Source organism: Clostridium sp. YIM B02506 (genome assembly GCF_022324845.1).
Classification (GTDB): domain Bacteria; phylum Bacillota; class Clostridia; order Clostridiales; family Clostridiaceae; genus Clostridium_T; species Clostridium_T intestinale.
In genome coordinates this window covers 43,385-60,585 of sequence record NZ_JAKGTG010000007.1, presented here as the reverse complement: position 1 = coordinate 60,585, position 17,201 = coordinate 43,385, and the positions used below count along the sequence as shown (strand labels likewise).

Here is a 17,201-nt window from a genome sequence, read left to right as displayed (position 1 = left end):
AATTATATACTTAAGTAGAATATTATCAAAGTTAGTTAAGCCTCATTGAACTATGAGAGAGCGCCTCTAGGGGATATAGATTAGAATCTCTGCTGAGTTCGGCTTATTATGTCGTTTTGAGTAGTAGGATCTAAAGTTATAAATTGTGCACAGTATCCAGCAACCCTTACGATTATATCTCTATACTCTTCAGGGTTCTTTTGAGCGCTTATTAAAGTTTCAGTTGACATTATATTAAATTGAATATGCCATCCTTTTATAGCTATAAAGCTTTTGATAAACATAAGAAATTTTTGAAATCCTATATCGTTATTTATTAAGTCAGGTGAGAATCTTACATTTAATAATTGCCCCCCTGTCATTAGAATATTAGGAAGTTTTGATATAGTTTTAAGCACTGATGTTGGTCCTTTAATATCTGTTCCTTGAACTGGAGAACAACCTTCAGCAGCTGGAGTCCATGCTTTTCTTCCATCAGGGGTAGCTCCTGTAACACAACCCATAGGAACATTTGAGGAAATACCAGAGGTTGATAAACCATAATTACCGCCAATAGGACCTTTTCCAAACCTAGTATTTTTATACTTAGAAATTTCATTAATATAGGTATCATAAATATCTGAAGCTATGGAATCAACATAGTCAATATCATTTCCGTACTTAGGAGCATTTTCTAATAAGGTTCGTATCTTTTCTCCTTTAGGTCCTGAGAAATCAGTTTCTATAGCATTTATGACCTCTTCTAAGGTAAGAGTTTTATCCTCGTACACAACTTTCTTTAAGGCGGCAAAAGAGTTAGCGGCATTAGAAAGTCCAACCTGAAGTCCTGATACTATATCATAAACAGCGCCACCTTCTTTGGCAGTTTTAGCTCTTTCTATACAGTCATCTATTAAGGAAGAACAAAAGATATCTGGATATTCTAAAAGCATAGTATCTGCTATTTTATCTGATACTACAGAAAGTTTAGTATAATATTCAATATTCTTTTCCCATGCTTTCCATAGGAAAGAATAATCAATAAAATCTTTTAAACTTCCATTTCCCTTTAAAAGGGTATAGCCAGTTCTTTTATCTAAACCATCATTTATAGTAAGTTCAAAGGCTTTTAGAAGATTTAAAAAAGTCATTCCAGTACATCTATATCCCCATTTTCCTGGAACGGCAACCTCAACACATCCAACCATAGTATAGTTGAAGGCATCTTTAAAGCTTACTCCTTTATTTAATAAAGCAGGAATTATAATCTCATCATTATGAAGGGCAGGCATACCAAAACCAGTTGAAATTACCTCAGTACATTCTCTTAAAAATTTCTCAGAAGTGTTTAAATGAACTCTTGCAGAAAGGTTAGGTTGAGTAAGTTTTGCTTCGCCCACACTTTCTAGAATTAGAAAACTTAATTCATTTACAGCATCTGAATAATCAGGATTAGAACCACCTATAGTCACGTTTTGATAAGTTGGGTATCCAGCTCCATAACCTGAATGAGAGGTTGATCTTATTTTAAGTATGGAGTAGAGCTTTATCCATAGACATTGAAGAAGTTCTTTTGCAAAGTCCTTATCTAAATTATCATTTTTATAATATTTATAGAGATATTGATCCACTCTTCCTAAAGAAGCAGAGTGACCATTACTTTCTATTTGAATTGCTAAGTGCACAAACCATATCATCTGCACAGCTTCATAGAAGTTTTTAGGAGGATTTTTAGGAACATTTTTGCAGACTTCTGATATTTTAAGAAGTTCAGTTTTTCTATTTTCATCCTTCTCTTTTAAACTTAAATCATAAGCAAGAGCTGAATATCTTTCTCCAAATTCTATGATACTTTTATTAACTATAACAATAGATTTAAGGAAAGCAATTTCTCTAAAAGCATCATTTTCACTTATATCAACCCTAGATAATCTTTCTTCAGCTTCTTTTATGATTCCACTTAAACCTAATCTTAAAGCCTTCTCAAAATCAGGAACTATATGTCCATCTCCTGAAGTCATATTTCCTTCTCCGTGGATAACCTTTATTTCGGATGCTACTTTAACCTCTTCTGGCATAATCGCCATACATTTATCCTTTAAGGTTTTTCCCTTCCAATATTGTATGATTTCTAAAAGTTCCTCTTTATACTGTTCTGGCAAATAAAAATTATCACCATCTCTTGAGTTGAAATTACCTTTTTCTAAAAGTTCTTTTTCCATCCAATCAACAGCATACTCTGGAAATACTGGAGCTGTTCTTTCCTCTGAAGCTTGATTTCCTACTATTAATTCTCCTTCTTTAATATATATGTGCATGTTTTTTAAAGTTTTTTCTAAAGCTCTAGCCCTTTTAATATATACAGGCTCAGCTTCATTTTCTTTATAGGCTTCTGTAACAAATCTAGCTCTTTCTATGCATACCATCGGAGTTTGTGAAAGTACGGATTCTCTTAGTTTTTTTATTCTTTCACTTTTAATTTCATATTGTTTCATAATACTTATCCCCCTATAATACATTTTATTTTTGACTCTTCTATGAGAGTTTTAAGCTTATTAAGATATTCAGGTATAGGCTTATCAATATGGTCTAGATTATAATTTTTCTGAAGTCGTCTATATTTATCAAGACCTAGAGTATGATAAGGCAGAAGGTGAATTTCTTTTATATTATTTTCTTTAGCTATATTTATGGAGTTTTGAATATTTTCTATACTGTCATTTAGATTAGTGATTAAAGGAATTCTAATAATAACTTCCTTATTTAAATCTTTTAAAAGCTGAAGATTTTTTAAGATAAGAGAGTTATCCACTCCAGTAAGAGTTTTATGGGTATACTTATCCACATGTTTTAAGTCAAATAGGAAAAGGTCTGTGTACAAACTTAAAGTTTTTAATTTATCTGTATCTCCAAACCCAGTAGTTTCTAGGGTAGTATGCACATAATTTTCCTTTAAAAGTTTAAAAAGATCTAAAACAAAGTCGACATTCATTAAAGCCTCACCACCAGAAATAGTTACGCCTCCACCAGATTGGTTATAGAATAAGGAGTCTTTCATAACCTCATCAAAAACATCATCAACAGTCATAGTATTAGCTACAAGTTTTAAAGAAGAAGTAGGGCAAACCTTTACACAAAGATTACAGCCTGTACATTTATCTCTGTTTATAATCATACCTTCAGTTGAAATATTTAAGGCGTTTTCTTTGCATACCTTAATACAAGCACCGCAGTTTATACAGCTGGATTTGTTGTAATAGAGCTCGTTTTCTTTTCTCTGAGTCTCAGGATTACTACACCAAAGACATCTAAGTGGGCAACCTTTAAGAAAAACTACGGTTCTAATACCAGGTCCATCATGGATAGCATAATGTTCTATTTCACATACTAGAGTACTCCTCAAAACAATTCATCTCCTTTACAGTATATTTGGTATCAATTATTACTATTTATTATCATTTTACGTTATATAATACCAAAGGTCAATATTCATAAATAGAGAAAAATCTTTATTTTTGCTTGCTTATGCTATAAAATATAGGGTATATCAATTGTTATTACTTAGTATCAATTAAGGTGGTTGGAAAATGTTTATTGAAGAGAGATTAAATAAGATTATAGATATATTAAAAGAAGAGGGAAGAGTATATGTCAAAGATTTAAGCGAAAGATTTGATATGTCTGAACCTGCAATTAGAAAGGATTTGCAAAGACTTGAGAAGGAAGGAAAGTTGAAGAGAACTTACGGTGGAGCTATTCTTGAAAGAGGAAAAAGTGAGAGTTCAAGTATCCAAACAAGACTTATAAAAAATACCAGCATAAAAAATACATTGATAGAGAAAGCATTCAATGAAATCAAAGATGAAGAAGTAATATTTTTAGACATATCAAGTATTAATTATCTTTTAGCAAAACTAATAATAGAAAGAAATAAAAAAGTTACTCTAGTAACAAATATGGTAGAGATATCTGCATTAATTAATGATAATGTGGAGACTGAACTACTTTGTATTGGAGGCACATATAATAAAACCCTAGGAGGGGTAATAGGTTCTACAGCTATTGAAAATATCTCTAGATACAGAGCTGATAAATCTTTTATAGGAAGCTGTGGGGTTAATGTACATGAAGGCACTCTAAGTAATTTTGATCTAGAAGAAGGAAATACAAAAAAGGCAATAATGAATCACTCAAAAAAGGTATATGCGTTAATAGAAAATGAGAAATTTAACTTAGATGGCTCCTATAACTTCGCAAAGCTTGAAGATATAGACACTATAATTACTGAAGAAAAACCTGATAAAGGTATAATTAAAATACTTGATGAAAGTGGAATTAATATAATTTAATTAATAAATGAAAAGTCCCTATACTGTAAAATCGCAGATACAGTATAGGGATATTTTTGTATGTAAATTAAAATTAGTTATCTAAAGGAATTTTATGAAACTGTAGAGGAGTAAAGAAGTAGAGGAATAGAGAAGGAAAGAAGGAGAACTTTAGAGAAGGAGAGCCGTAGGGAAGTAGAGATGTACACCTATGCCCTGTAGAAGCGTTCCCCAGCTTCATCAAATCATTTATTTGAATAAAATAAGAAGGAATTTAATGAGACTTGCACCGCTAATCTGTAGAAGCTCTTCCCAGCGTCAGTCTAATCCTTTTAACTTCTGCTCTGTAGAAGGCGCCCCTAAGCCTTCATTAGATTCCTTATCTTCCTCAGCATCATAAAATCCAATTAGGCTATAGGCTATATAGTAGAAGAACCGTATAGTAGAATAACCATAAAGTAGAAGAACCGTATAGTAGAATAACCATAAAGTCGACTAACTGTATAGTGGAATAACCATAAAGTGGAATAGCTGTATAGTGGAATAACCATAAAGTAGAATAACTGCACCTATGCCCTGTAGAAGCGTTCCCCAGCTTCATTAAAATCCTTTTAACTAGTAGAATAACCATAGAGAAGTAAAGAAGGAAAGCGTACACTACTATTCTGTAGAAGGCGCTCCTCGGCCTTCATTAGATTCCTTTTAACCTATATTCGGTAGACGCTCTTCCCAGCGTCAGTCTAATCCTTTTAGTTGAATAAAAAATAAATCTAATTCAGTAAGCTTAGTTATTGGAGCATATGGAGAGATTAAAGTATATAATAATGCTTACGAAGAAAGAAATAATATTACTTTTGGTGATGAATGTAAATAAGACTTTAACCTAAAATAAATGATAAATAATCGACAAATTTACATTAAATATTAAATACTGACAAAATAATACTTAATATTCCAAAATATCCTTCGTAATTTATTGTAATTGTGAGAAATTGTGGTATACTTAAATAGTGAAATTCTTTAAAAACTTAAAAAGGCAAACTTATTGAAAAGTAAGGACGCAAAGCTATGGGTCTAACGGGTTATCCTATGATTGCCAGGTTGCTAAGTTAATGCATGTCAAAGATAGCATTTCTTAGTGTTATCTTTTTTTTGATTTTTAAATTCAAAGTTTATGAAAATTTGGAATGTTAAGTAAAGGTCATTGTATTAAAATATACAATTAAAATAAATTGGCTATGGGAGGAAATAACTTGAAAAATTCAAAAAAGTCTATGATTTTACTTTGGATAGGTAGTACATTTGCAATCATTTTAATTCAAGCTGTTTTTAATTATCTTAGAGGAATGGCTATGCTTAAGGATTTAGGATATTTTAATGCAGAATCAGGCATTGGATTAAGAAACATATCTGTTAGTTCTTTATTAGTTAGTATTTTAATAGCAATTATTTTTTATGTTTGTTTTATGATTATCTCAAATAAGAAAAATAATAAATCGATTAATAAAGAAAATGAAGAAGAAAAGTTAGAAGAGCAAAAGATAAGTGATATTTCGAAAGCAAAAAATAATGATGAAGCTTTAGAAATTTGTAGGGAATTAAATAGTAGTACAGAAGAAGTTAGTGTTTCAATTAGTGAGTTATCAAATTTCACAGAAAGCCAAGCAGTAAGTATTGAACAGTTATCGGCTTCTATGGAAGAGATGTCAAGTGGAATAGAACAGACAGCAGAGAATATTCAACAAGCTTCAGATTTTGTATCAACCATACATGCAACAATAAGCGTATTAACTGATTCTATAGCTGAGGTTGCAGAAGCAGCAGAAGTTCTTACTAAGGAATCAGGTAATGCAAGAGTTGCCGTTAACGATGGTAATGAGATAATTACTACTGCAATTAGTGAAATGAATAATGTTTCAACTAGAATAAGAGATTTGGCTGATTCTATAGTTGTATTAGGTAAATCAGCTGAGGAAATAGGTAAAATAATCGAAGTTATAAAAAATATAGCTAATCAAACTAACATGTTATCACTAAACGCAAGTATTGAGGCTGCTAGAGCTGGAGAATATGGTAGAGGTTTTGCAGTTGTTGCAAGATCTATAAAGGAATTATCAGATAGAAGTAAGGATGCAACAACAAACATTGCGGATATAATTAGAAAAATACAATTAGATATTAAAGAAGCAGTGGACAAGTCAAATAAAGGACTTGAGGAGCTAGAAACTGGAATGTCTCTAGTTAAAGCTAGTGGAGATTCTATTAGTAAGATACTATCTGTAGTAGACAAAACTAACCAATATGCGGTTTCAGTAACAGAAAGCACAAGGCTTCAAGATGAGTCTCGTAGAGAAGTTATGGAATCTGTAGACGAATTAACTAGTGTGGTTCAAGAAATATCTGCTACAACAATGCAGGAATCTGCAAGCATACAACAGATAGCATCAGGTGTTGAAGAGGTTAAAGGATGCATAGAAGAATTAGCCGCAGGAACAGAGGAAATCACTACAGTTACATCAGCTATATCAGGAAGATGGAAAGAGCTTATGGTACTGTTAGATGAAAAATAATTAATACATAAAAAGGTAGTTGAAAGGGTTAGATTATGGCATATGATATTTTAGATGAATTATTTGAGAAAATAAGCAAAGTAACAAGTTTAAAGGATGTTGCGTACCATCAAATCAAAGAAGGAAAACTTAATCCTATTCATAAGACAAGTACTGATACTTTAAGTATTGATAAATGGAAAAGTGGTCATTATGGAAATCCCGTATATATAAAAGATACTTTTATATTACAGGAAATTGTAAGAACTAAAGATTATGTTGCTATTTCAGACACAAAAAATGATACTAGATCTTCAGAAGCTTTCTTTTTCTTTGGATTAGATAGCAATTTAATTATACCTGTAATCAAAAATGATGAAGTTGAAGGAATAGTATGTACAGTATCTATTAATGAAGTTCATAATTTTACTCAAGAAGAAATAGATGAGTGTGTAAAATTAGTAAATGACTACAAGGATAAGCTATAAGTTAGGAGAATTTGAGATGAGAATAAGTAATTCAATATTGAAGTGTTTAAAAGCAGCTGATGTTAAGCATGTTTTTGGTATTCCTGCGGGAACAGTAAGTCCAATTTACGATGCAATGAATGATGAAGATATATTGCCTATAGTAACAAAAAATGAAGCAGGGGCAGCATATGCAGCTGCTAGATATGCAAATATATCAGGAAAGTTAGGAGTTTGCATAGTAGCGGGAGCAGTAGGAGTTAATAATATGATCAATGGGATTGCAGATGCAGCAAGAGCAAAAGCACCAGTTCTTATTATTTCAGGCTATGTTAACCGCTGGCAAATAGGTAAAGGAGCACTGCAAGAACTTGATACAGAAAACATATTAAAACCTATTACAAAATATAGTGAAACTATTCTTGATGAAAATAAGGTTATAGAGGGTCTTAAGAAAGCTATAACTATTGCACTTACGCCGCCACATGGACCTGTGCATATTTCTATACCATTAGATATTCAGCTTATGCAGTTTGAAGAAGATATAAACTGGGATTTTTCGAATCCAAGTGATAAGATTATCGAAGCTAATCTTAATGATATTAAGGAAGCTAGGGACATAATAAATAATTCTAAACATGGAGTAATAATGGTAGGTAAAGGATGTAGAAGGCTTGGAGATGAAGTAGTTGAATTAAGTAAACATCTTAATTGGCCAATTATAACTACACCAGAAGGAAAAGGGGTTATACCTTCTACCTATAAATTGAATTATGGTAATTTTGGATATTCAAGTACTGATGCAGCGTTAAATCTAGCTTATTCAGAAGATGTTGACTGTTTACTAATTCTTGGAACAAGCCTTGGTGAATCAGCAACATGTAACTTTAATACTAAACTTATAGAAGGTAAAAAAGTAATTCACGTTGATTGGGATAAGAAAGAACTTGGTAAAGTTTTTGATGAAGATTTAAAAATTCATGGAGATCTAAGACAAGTAGTACCTGAGTTAATTAAAAATACACAAAAATCCGCTGAAGAGCCTGCGATTAGACCAGAACTTAATGGTGATTATGTAAAAAATCATACAGGTGTTTCTTTAAGATTATTTTTAGATAGAATCACAGAATTTGTTCCTAAAAATACCCTTTATCTATCTGATTTAGGAGAGCATATGAACTTTGTGTTCAAATATTTAAACATACCTGAAGAAGGAAATTTTGAAGTGAATCTTAACTATGCTGCTATGGGGTCAGCAATAGGTGGAGCAGTTGGAGCATATTTAGTAGAAGAAAACAGACCTGTGGCTGTATTTTCAGGCGATGGTTCATTCTTTATGAATGGAACAGAAATCTTAACTGCTAAGGAAAATAATATGCCGATTATATATTTTATAATCAACAACTCAATGCTTGCTTATGTTGATCATGGTCATAAGTTTTTATATGGCAGAAGTTTAGAAGTATTTAAACAAGAGAGAGTTTCAATAGCTGATATGATGAATGCAGTTGGAGTAAAATCTATGAGAATTGAGAGCATTGAGGACATAATAAAGATTGATGATTTTACTAAAGATTTAAATGGGCCTTGTGTTATTGAGATAATAACAGATGGAACTGAACCAGCTCCAATTATGGATAGACTTAAATCATTAAAGAATTAAAATATATTAAAATATATTTTATATAAATAATTTGCTAATTAAAAGGAGAGAGTTAAATGAATAATATCGAATTAAACAAAGAGAAAAGTGTAATCTATGTAGTTTGTAAAGGAATGATCGCTAGAGCAGAAGCTTTAGAAATACTTCAAAAGTTAAAAGATACTTTTGGAAGTGTAAACACAGCATCATACAATTTAATAATCGATTCAAAAGAAGTAAAAACTACTCCTGCAGATGCTGTTGATGTATTACAATCAGTAATGGAAATATACACAGTAACTAAATTTAAGAATAAATTCTTTGTAGTTCCAGAAAGTGCTATAACTAACATGCAAAATAAGAGAGCTGATTCTAATGATTTCATGGGACAAGTTATACTTGTAAAATCTTATGAAGATGCTATAGCTAAGATTTAATAAAATCATACATAAAAAAAGAGAACCAGAATCTTGGTTCTCTTTTTTCATATATATCTAATTAGAATTTATAGTATAGTGCCATAGTTGAAAAACCAACACCAGATCCTACAAATATTACGTTAGAGCCTTCTTTAACTTTTCCTTTATTTAAAGCATCTTTAATTGAGAAAATAACACAGCTTGTACCAGTATAACCTATATTTCTTGAAACAAAGTTATAGTGTTCTTCTATATTTTCTATATCTAATGCTTTTAATGTATCAGTTATTAGAGGTTCAGTAAACTGAGGAAGAGCAAAAAAATCTATATCAAATTGTGTTTTTTGATGCTCAGAAAGTAAATCTTTTATCATGTCTGACCATATGCTTGGATAATTAGCAGACTCTACAGGATAAGAGAACCATTTTAACTCTTCTTTATCAGTAACATCAGTTCTTAAATATCTTGAGAATCCATTAATTGGGCTTTGAGATGTTGCATGTTGATCTGAATCTGTATAAGAAACAGAGTCAATAACTCCTCTTTGGTAAGATTCTTCAACAGCTTCTAATACCACTGCGGAAGCTGAATCTCCAAAGGTTGCATATGTAAGGAAATCATCTTTTCTAGCTATTGAACTTATTAGAACACTTCCTACTATTAATGCTTTTTTAAATCTTTTATTAGTTTTCATAGTCCTGCTTACTTGATCTAAACCAAGAGTCATACCTAAACAGTTTGCGTTAATATCATATACTAACTTAGCATTTTTTGCACCAATAGCATTTACTAATTTAATTGCATTAGTAGGAGTTGTAAATTCAGGACTATCTGTAGAGAAAACAACCATATCTAATTCTTCTGGATTAGTATTTGATTCTTTAAGAGCAATTAAAGCTGCTTCTGTACTCATAGTTATAACTGTTTCATCTAAATCTGTGGAGATATGTCTGTAATCTCTACCTATAGATTCTAAAGCGCCTGTAATGTCTATTCCTTTTAATTCTTTAAAGTGATTAATATAATATTCATTATCTACTTTATTATCAGGAAGATAAGTTCCTACTCCTATTATATTTACATTAAGAAATTTTTGATTATTTTCCATTATGCGACACCTCACGTTTATTATTATATTTTTCTTTTAGTAAGTTTTTATAACAATGATTTATCTGGGGTAACAAGGATTTTTACATGGTTCTTTTTATCAGGACCACATAGTGTTTCGAATCCTTCTTCAACTATGTCATCAAGGTGAATTTTTTTAGTTATCCATCCTTCAGTTTTTATATTTCCATTATTCATATGAGCTATTGTAGTTGGATAATTATTTCTATAACCCATTGTACCTACAATTTTTTTCTCGAAAAATACTAAGAAGTTTGGATTGAATTTTACTTCGCTTTCCCAAAGGCTTGTAATAACAAGTGTTCCATCGGATTTAATGCTGTTAAAAGCAGTTGTAAAGCCTATTTCAGAACCTGTTGTTTCGAAAGCAGCATCTACTCCTACTCCCCCAGTAATCTCCATTATCTTGGAAACAACATCAACTTCGTTTGGATCAAGAATTATATCTGCTCCAGCACGTTTTGCATATTCTTGTCTTACTGATTTTCTTTGAAAACAAATTACAAGACTTGCTCCAGCTGCTTTTAAGCATTCTATAGTTCCAAGACCAATTGGACCAGCTCCAAGAACTAAGGCAGTTTGTCCGATTTTGAAGTTTGCTCTATCTATTGAGTGCATTCCAACAGTTACTGGCTCAGCTAAGGCTGCTCTTTCATAAGATAATTCATCAGGAATTTTATGTACAAATCTTTCAGGTAGTACACTATATTCAGAAAATCCTCCTATAGTACCACACTGTCCATGGCATCCTAAGCTTGTACATAAGTTATACTTACCTTCAAGACATGATGGACATTTGCCACAAACTATCATAGGTTCAGCAACAACTCTATCACCAATTTTAAGTTTAGATACATTACTGCCTACTTCAACAATTTCACCAGAAAACTCATGCCCAAGAACTACAGGAGCAGTTTTTCCGCTAAGTGGATGAGGGTGTTCTGTAGGAATCAAAATAGGACCTGCTACATATTCATGTAAATCTGATCCACAAATTCCACACCATTTTACTTTGATTTTTACTGAATCATTAGGGACACTTGGTTCGTCGATTTCCTCAATTCGCATATCTTTCTTATTGTACCAAAAAGCTGCTTTCATAATAAAATCCTCCTAAAGATGAAATATATGTAATTTTAAGTACAATTATATCATAAAAAAAGGAAAAATAGTATTAAGATTATTATGAAAATTTGATTAAATTTAAAAAATAATTTAACTAATTTAGTGTGGGAAGTATTGAGAATACAAAAAGAACTAAAATTTTACAAGTTTCTAAGTTTAAGGATTAAACATAATTTTAAGACTTGTAAAAGTAAATGTGAAGGTTTATTATAAGTAAAATTAAATACATGAAAACCTTTTAAAAATAAATTGCTGTGATATAATGTTAATATTATATAGTTTAAAAGGATGGGAAATAGATGGAAAAGGATAAGAAAAACAATAATGAAGAAAAGAAACAAAGTACTCAACTACCTGCATTATTTTATCTTTCTTTAGGAGTTATTTTATATTTTTCAGGTAAGATGAAAAATGGTGGAACTATAACTGTTGAATCTGGAATAGGGATTTTACTTTTAGCTATAGGTGCAGTAAAGGTTGTACTTTATTTTATAAAAAAGAAAAAAGCTCCAAAAGTTGAAGAAGTTAAAGAGCCTGTTATAGAGAACAAAAATAATAAAAATAATAAAAAAGGTAAAAAGAAAAATAAGTAAGATTAAATAGGTAGATAAATATTAAAAATTTATCTACCTTGTTTTTATTAACATAAAATGAAAGAATTTGTATTTGTATTTTCTATAAATTTATTTATACTTATTCTAGGGGATAATTTTTATGGGGAGAAAAGAAATGAATACAATTATATACTATTTTACTGGAACAGGTAATTCTCTCTATATAGCTAGAGAAACGGCTTGCTATTTAGGTGATTGCGAAATAGTTCCTATAGCTAAGCTAATAAATGAAGAAAACATAGAATGTAATTATGATAAAGTAGGTGTAATTTTTCCAATGTATTATGGAGGGTTACCTAAAATTGTTGTGGAGTTTATGGAAAAATTAAAAGTTAAAGAAAATACATATGTATTTGCTATTAGCACTAAAGGTGGTACAGAAGGTGTACCTATGAAGCAAATTGATTCTATATTGAAAAAACAAAATAATAAATTAAGTTTTAGCCATTATGTTACTATGCCGGATAATTATATTAAAATATATAAGGTTAAAAATGATGAATATATTAAAAATCTAATCGAAAAAGAAAAAAGAATTTTATTAAGAGAATTAAACTTAGTTAAGGATAATAAAATAAAACCTATAAAAAAAGGATTATATTATTATATTATTTCACCTCTTTATAGAAGTCTTATCAGAAACGTAAATTTTAAAGATCAAAAACTTGTTATAGATGGAAATTGTACAAGGTGTGGTTTGTGTCAAAAGATATGCCCTGTTGATAATATATATCTAGTGAATGGAGTTCCAAGCTGGAAACATCAATGTCAACAATGCATGGCATGTATACAAGCCTGCCCTAAAAAGTCTATAAATATAGGTAAAAAGACGGTTAATAGAAAAAGATACATAAATCCCTATGTTCATGTTAATGATATAATTAATCAAAAATAATAATTTAATGTTATAAAATTTATGTTAAATTAGTTAAGTATTTAGTAGTATTTTAATCTTATAAAAGATAATAATAATATTGTGTTCGATCACAAATATTATTTTCTTGGAGGGATTTATAATGAAAAATGCAAGACAAAATGTAGAATGTTCAATAGATGATTTACAGAAGGTTAAACAACATTTGGATCAGGCTCTACAAAGTGTAGAAAAACAAGAAAACAAAGCAAGAATACAACAAACTTGTGATGCAGTACAAAGTGCTTTAACAAAAGCTCAAGATACAATAAGTAACTATGTAGAATCATAAAAATTATAGGGAGCAGCCTTTAATAATAGGCAGCTCCTTATTTTTGTTATGAAGAAACTTGAAACAAGAAAATATTTCTAAATAAATATTAAATTAAATGTTATAATAAAAGAAAAGAGGTGTTTTTATGGAAATTATAAAAAAAGACGGAAGAAAAGAGATTTTTAATAAAAAGAAATTATCTACTAGCATTGAAAATTCAGCCAGAGATAATGAAACATATTTAAATGAATCAGATTTAAATTTTCTTGTAGGATATATTGAAAATATGATTAAAAACTTAAGAAAAGATAATTCTAATACTTCATCTTATGAGATAAAAGGATTAGTTAGTGAAGCTTTAATAGATAATGGGTTTAAAGATATTTTAAATAAATATTTAGGGTTAAATAATTAGGTAAGAATTTATTCTTGCCTTACTTTTATAATGAGGTGATTTTTTTGAATAAAATAAATATACGAAAAACAATGATAGAGAAGAGAGATGCTCTTAATTCGGATTTAAGAAACAAATTTAGTGAAAAAATAAAAAATAAAATTTTAAGTAATATTTTTTATAAAGAAGCTAAAAGTATTTTTTGTTTTATTGGATTTGGAAGTGAAGTTAACACTATTGGTATAATAGAGGATGCATTAAAGGATGGGAAAAAAGTATATGTTCCTAGAGTTAGAAATAAGGAAATGAAGGTTATACAGATAGATTCACTAGACAACTTAAAACCTGGAGTTTTTGGAATACTTGAGCCTGAAGATGGAGAAGAGCTTAAGGCTGATTGTGATCTTATACTTATGCCAGGAGTAGCTTTTACTAAGGAGGGAAAAAGATTAGGTTATGGAGGAGGCTATTATGATAAATATTTAGCACAATATAATAGTAATACTTTAAAAATAGCAATTGCCTACTCCATACAAGTGATAGATTTCATTCCTACAGAAAGTTATGATAAAATTGTAGATCATATAGTCACTGAGGACTTTACATATAAGTGTCACGAATAAGGTAAATCTGGAGATAAACCAAGATGTAAGGAATACATGTAGTTAAATATTTGAGCATATAAAACGTAGTTAAGTGCCAAGTATATGTTAGGTAATATAGAATCTTTATAGTTTACATAAAAGCATTTATTGCAGGAATCTAAATAAGAGGAATTTTCAGATACAACTATAACAAATGGTTTTTTATCTTGAGTTTTTATGATATCTAGAAATTGCTTATTATAATCTATATCAGGATTACTTACGGATTTAAATAAAAATATTAATGTATTGTCATTTATAAAAGGTTTTATACTTTGATTGATATCAGAAGGAGACCAGCTTAATGAGTATACTGTTCCGTTTGTTAATTTTAAGGTGTTTAATGCACAGTAATTACTCATTCCTTTTAGTTCAGAAGTACCTACATAAAGAACTCTACTTGGGTTTCTTCTAACTATGTTTAGTGTATCACTCCAAATTGTATTAAGTATATATTTTGAATTAACCAATGTTTCTTCTAAATATAATTTTTGGGTTTCTAAATTATTAATATTAAATAGTAAGACTGAGGATAAAACCATACAGGAATAAGAAGAGGTCATAGCGAATCCTTTATCATTTGATTCTTCTGGCAGTGTGAGTGCATAAAAGTTTGATTTATCTGAGTATTCTTTTGAGAATATACCTTCATTGTTACTTGTTACTAGTATAAAATGAGAATTTTGTAATAGCTTTGTGCATGTATTTAAGGCATCTAAAGTTTCTTTAGTATTTCCTGATCTAGAATATAAGATTACTAGTATATTCGATAAGTCTTTTAAATAAGTATATGGATTGTTTAAAATCTCTGAAGCTGGAATAGAATTTACAGGAATTTTAAGTTCTTCAGATAAATAGGGCATAAGTGTATCTCCTACATAGGCAGAGGCACCTGAACCAATTAATAATATTCTAGATATAGTGTTATTTAGTAAGGGCGTTAGAAAATTATTAATTTCATCCTTTTTGCTTTTAATAGAATAATATATTTTTTGCCATAACTTAGGCTGTTGTTTTATTTCTTCCAATGTGTAGCAACTGTTGTTAGGAAGAATTTTCATTGAATATCAACTCCTTAAAATGTGATGGAAAGAGATGGAAAACCTTTTCTTTTTAATATATTATTAAGTACAATGAAAAAGGTTACTATATTTAAAAATAATTATTTATTTAAAAATCATTGCAATTTTATATGGTAGAAGTATAATAAAAGTAATGAAAAATACAAAATGGTCTTTTATCAAGAATGGTGGAGGGACTGGCCCTATGAAACCTAGCAACAGCTAACACTCATTATGTTGGAATTGTGCTAAATCCTGCAGGTATATCCTGATAGATAAGAGGAATAATAATTTTGCATACATATATTAATGTGCTTTATTAGCTATTTCTGCTTATCTTATAGTAGAAGTAGTTTTTTTATTTCGCTATAAGTAAGCTGTTTAATAGTGTAGCTTTAGCTGTTTTTATATTTGGTAAAAGGCCACTTTTAAATAATAAGGGGGCTTTTTTTATGGCAAAAATTGCATTAATGGGTTATGGAGTAGTAGGAAGCGGATTAATAGAACTAATAGATAATAACAAAAGCAAGATAGACAATTTAGAAGTGTCTTCTATACTTGTACGATGTTTAAGCAAACATAAGGGTAAAAAGTATAGTGAATATTTAACTGATAATGTTGAGGAGTTTTTTAGTCAAGAAAGCGATATTGTAGTTGAGGTTATGGGCTCATTACATCCAGCCTATGAATATGTGAAAAGGGCACTACAAGCTAAAAAACATGTGGTAACAGCAAATAAAGACCTTATAGCGGAGTATGGAGGAGAACTATTATCTTTAGCTAAAGAGAGTGGAGTGACTCTGAAGTTTGAAGCTTCTGTAGGTGGAGGAATTCCTATTTTAAAACCACTGATAGAATCTTTAGAAGGAAATAGTATAAAAAGTATAAGAGGAATATTAAATGGTACTACTAACTATATTTTAACTAAAATGTACAATGAAAATATTGATTATGAAGAGGCTTTAAAAGAAGCTCAGGCTTTAGGGTTTGCTGAGGCTAATCCTGATTCAGATGTCTTAGGATATGATGCTGCAAGAAAGCTTGCTATATTATCAACTATAGCCTATAAGAATAGAATATCATGGAAGAACATAAATATAGAGGGTATAAATAACTTAGAAAGACAAGATTTTATATATGCAAAGGAACTTGGGTATAGAATAAAGTTAATAGCTGAAAGTATAATGGAAGGGGATCAGGTGTATGCCTCTGTAAGACCAGCCTTAGTTAAAGAAGGAAGTATACTTTCTACTATTAATAATGAAGTTAATGGAGTTGTGTTCCATGGAGATGCAGTGGGAGAGGTTAGCTTTACTGGAAAAGGAGCTGGAATGCTTCCAACAGGCTCAGCTGTTTTTGGGGATGTTTTAGATATAATTAGAGGAAGAAAAGAAACTTCTGAGAATTATCTTAATGAAATATTAGTAAATAGATATATAGATAGTGAGGTAGGAGTTTTAATAAGGATAAAAACAGAGGAAAAGAAAAATGTTATTAAAAAGTTAAGATTAGAATTCCCAGATCTACAATTAGTAGGGGAAAAGAGAGATGAGCTGGCATTATATATAAATACTTTAGGTGAAAGCAAAATACAGGAGGCTTTAGAGAGACTAAAACTTGATGGGAATATAACTTCTTTTAAAAAGTTACTTAGAGCAGTTTAA

Annotated in this window: 16 protein-coding genes and 2 riboswitches; of the genes, 11 read left to right on the top strand and 5 right to left on the bottom strand. The window is 30.1% G+C overall.

Annotation, left to right across the window (positions count from 1 at the left end):
- Positions 1 to 80: 80 nt before the first annotated feature.
- Together L1S49_RS07730 and L1S49_RS07725 are read right to left on the bottom strand one after the other, a co-directional pair.
- Positions 81 to 2,474 carry a glycyl radical protein gene (locus L1S49_RS07730; RefSeq protein ID WP_238903367.1) on the bottom strand — a complete coding sequence of 798 codons (2,394 nt, stop codon included), beginning with the start codon at positions 2,472 to 2,474 and terminating at the stop codon, positions 81 to 83.
- Positions 2,475 to 2,479: 5 nt separating this feature from the next.
- The gene (locus L1S49_RS07725) at positions 2,480 to 3,382 is read right to left on the bottom strand and encodes a glycyl-radical enzyme activating protein (RefSeq protein WP_238903366.1); all 903 of its coding nucleotides are present in this window, start codon (positions 3,380 to 3,382) and stop codon (positions 2,480 to 2,482) included.
- A gap of 184 nt (positions 3,383 to 3,566) precedes the next feature.
- Here L1S49_RS07725 and L1S49_RS07720 point away from each other — a divergent pair, with 184 nt between their 5' ends.
- The 5 genes from L1S49_RS07720 to L1S49_RS07700 all read left to right on the top strand — a co-directional run bounded on the left by L1S49_RS07720 (position 3,567) and on the right by L1S49_RS07700 (position 9,402).
- Positions 3,567 to 4,328, top strand: coding sequence for a DeoR/GlpR family DNA-binding transcription regulator (locus L1S49_RS07720; protein ID WP_238903365.1), 762 nt, complete (start codon positions 3,567 to 3,569; stop codon positions 4,326 to 4,328).
- A gap of 1,004 nt (positions 4,329 to 5,332) precedes the next feature.
- Positions 5,333 to 5,416: riboswitch (cyclic di-GMP riboswitch) on the top strand.
- Positions 5,417 to 5,560: 144 nt separating this feature from the next.
- Positions 5,561 to 6,877 (top strand): methyl-accepting chemotaxis protein, encoded by a 1,317-nt coding sequence (locus tag L1S49_RS07715; RefSeq protein ID WP_238903364.1) that lies wholly within the window; start codon positions 5,561 to 5,563, stop codon positions 6,875 to 6,877.
- Positions 6,878 to 6,912: 35 nt separating this feature from the next.
- A complete protein-coding gene (locus tag L1S49_RS07710) occupies positions 6,913 to 7,344 on the top strand; it encodes a GAF domain-containing protein (RefSeq protein ID WP_238903363.1) in 432 nt (143 codons plus the stop codon).
- A gap of 16 nt (positions 7,345 to 7,360) precedes the next feature.
- Positions 7,361 to 8,986: a thiamine pyrophosphate-binding protein gene (locus L1S49_RS07705; protein ID WP_238903362.1), complete on the top strand. Its 1,626-nt coding sequence runs from the start codon at positions 7,361 to 7,363 to the stop codon at positions 8,984 to 8,986.
- 56 nt (positions 8,987 to 9,042) lie between these two features.
- On the top strand, positions 9,043 to 9,402 hold the full coding sequence (locus L1S49_RS07700) for a hypothetical protein (protein ID WP_238903361.1): 360 nt from the start codon (positions 9,043 to 9,045) through the stop codon (positions 9,400 to 9,402).
- A gap of 61 nt (positions 9,403 to 9,463) precedes the next feature.
- Here the strand turns inward: L1S49_RS07700 and L1S49_RS07695 are convergent, their stop codons facing one another.
- Together L1S49_RS07695 and L1S49_RS07690 are read right to left on the bottom strand one after the other, a co-directional pair.
- Positions 9,464 to 10,492 carry a 3-oxoacyl-[acyl-carrier-protein] synthase III C-terminal domain-containing protein gene (locus tag L1S49_RS07695; protein WP_181601570.1) on the bottom strand — a complete coding sequence of 343 codons (1,029 nt, stop codon included), beginning with the start codon at positions 10,490 to 10,492 and terminating at the stop codon, positions 9,464 to 9,466.
- Positions 10,493 to 10,539: 47 nt separating this feature from the next.
- Positions 10,540 to 11,613 carry a 2,3-butanediol dehydrogenase gene (locus tag L1S49_RS07690; protein WP_073021463.1) on the bottom strand — a complete coding sequence of 358 codons (1,074 nt, stop codon included), beginning with the start codon at positions 11,611 to 11,613 and terminating at the stop codon, positions 10,540 to 10,542.
- Positions 11,614 to 11,936: 323 nt separating this feature from the next.
- On the opposite strand from L1S49_RS07690, the gene L1S49_RS07685 reads away from it, so the two are divergent.
- The 5 genes from L1S49_RS07685 to L1S49_RS07665 all read left to right on the top strand — a co-directional run bounded on the left by L1S49_RS07685 (position 11,937) and on the right by L1S49_RS07665 (position 14,455).
- Positions 11,937 to 12,230: a hypothetical protein gene (locus tag L1S49_RS07685; protein WP_238903360.1), complete on the top strand. Its 294-nt coding sequence runs from the start codon at positions 11,937 to 11,939 to the stop codon at positions 12,228 to 12,230.
- Positions 12,231 to 12,351: 121 nt separating this feature from the next.
- On the top strand, positions 12,352 to 13,146 hold the full coding sequence (locus L1S49_RS07680; RefSeq protein WP_238903359.1) for an EFR1 family ferrodoxin: 795 nt from the start codon (positions 12,352 to 12,354) through the stop codon (positions 13,144 to 13,146).
- A gap of 121 nt (positions 13,147 to 13,267) precedes the next feature.
- Entirely contained in the window at positions 13,268 to 13,456 is a 189-nt protein-coding gene (locus L1S49_RS07675) for a hypothetical protein (protein ID WP_021800281.1), read from the top strand.
- Positions 13,457 to 13,583: 127 nt separating this feature from the next.
- Complete coding sequence (locus L1S49_RS07670; protein WP_238903358.1) at positions 13,584 to 13,853, top strand: ATP cone domain-containing protein; 270 nt, start codon at positions 13,584 to 13,586, stop codon at positions 13,851 to 13,853.
- 44 nt (positions 13,854 to 13,897) lie between these two features.
- Positions 13,898 to 14,455, top strand: coding sequence for a 5-formyltetrahydrofolate cyclo-ligase (locus tag L1S49_RS07665; protein ID WP_238903357.1), 558 nt, complete (start codon positions 13,898 to 13,900; stop codon positions 14,453 to 14,455).
- On the opposite strand, the gene L1S49_RS07660 is transcribed toward L1S49_RS07665, so the two are convergent.
- Positions 14,446 to 15,537: an SIS domain-containing protein gene (locus L1S49_RS07660; protein WP_238903356.1), complete on the bottom strand. Its 1,092-nt coding sequence runs from the start codon at positions 15,535 to 15,537 to the stop codon at positions 14,446 to 14,448. The two genes, L1S49_RS07665 and L1S49_RS07660, sit on opposite strands and share 10 nt — an antisense overlap.
- Positions 15,538 to 15,710: 173 nt before the next feature.
- Positions 15,711 to 15,819: riboswitch (SAM riboswitch) on the top strand.
- 170 nt (positions 15,820 to 15,989) lie between these two features.
- Here L1S49_RS07660 and L1S49_RS07655 point away from each other — a divergent pair.
- A complete protein-coding gene (locus L1S49_RS07655; protein WP_238903355.1) occupies positions 15,990 to 17,201 on the top strand; it encodes a homoserine dehydrogenase in 1,212 nt (403 codons plus the stop codon).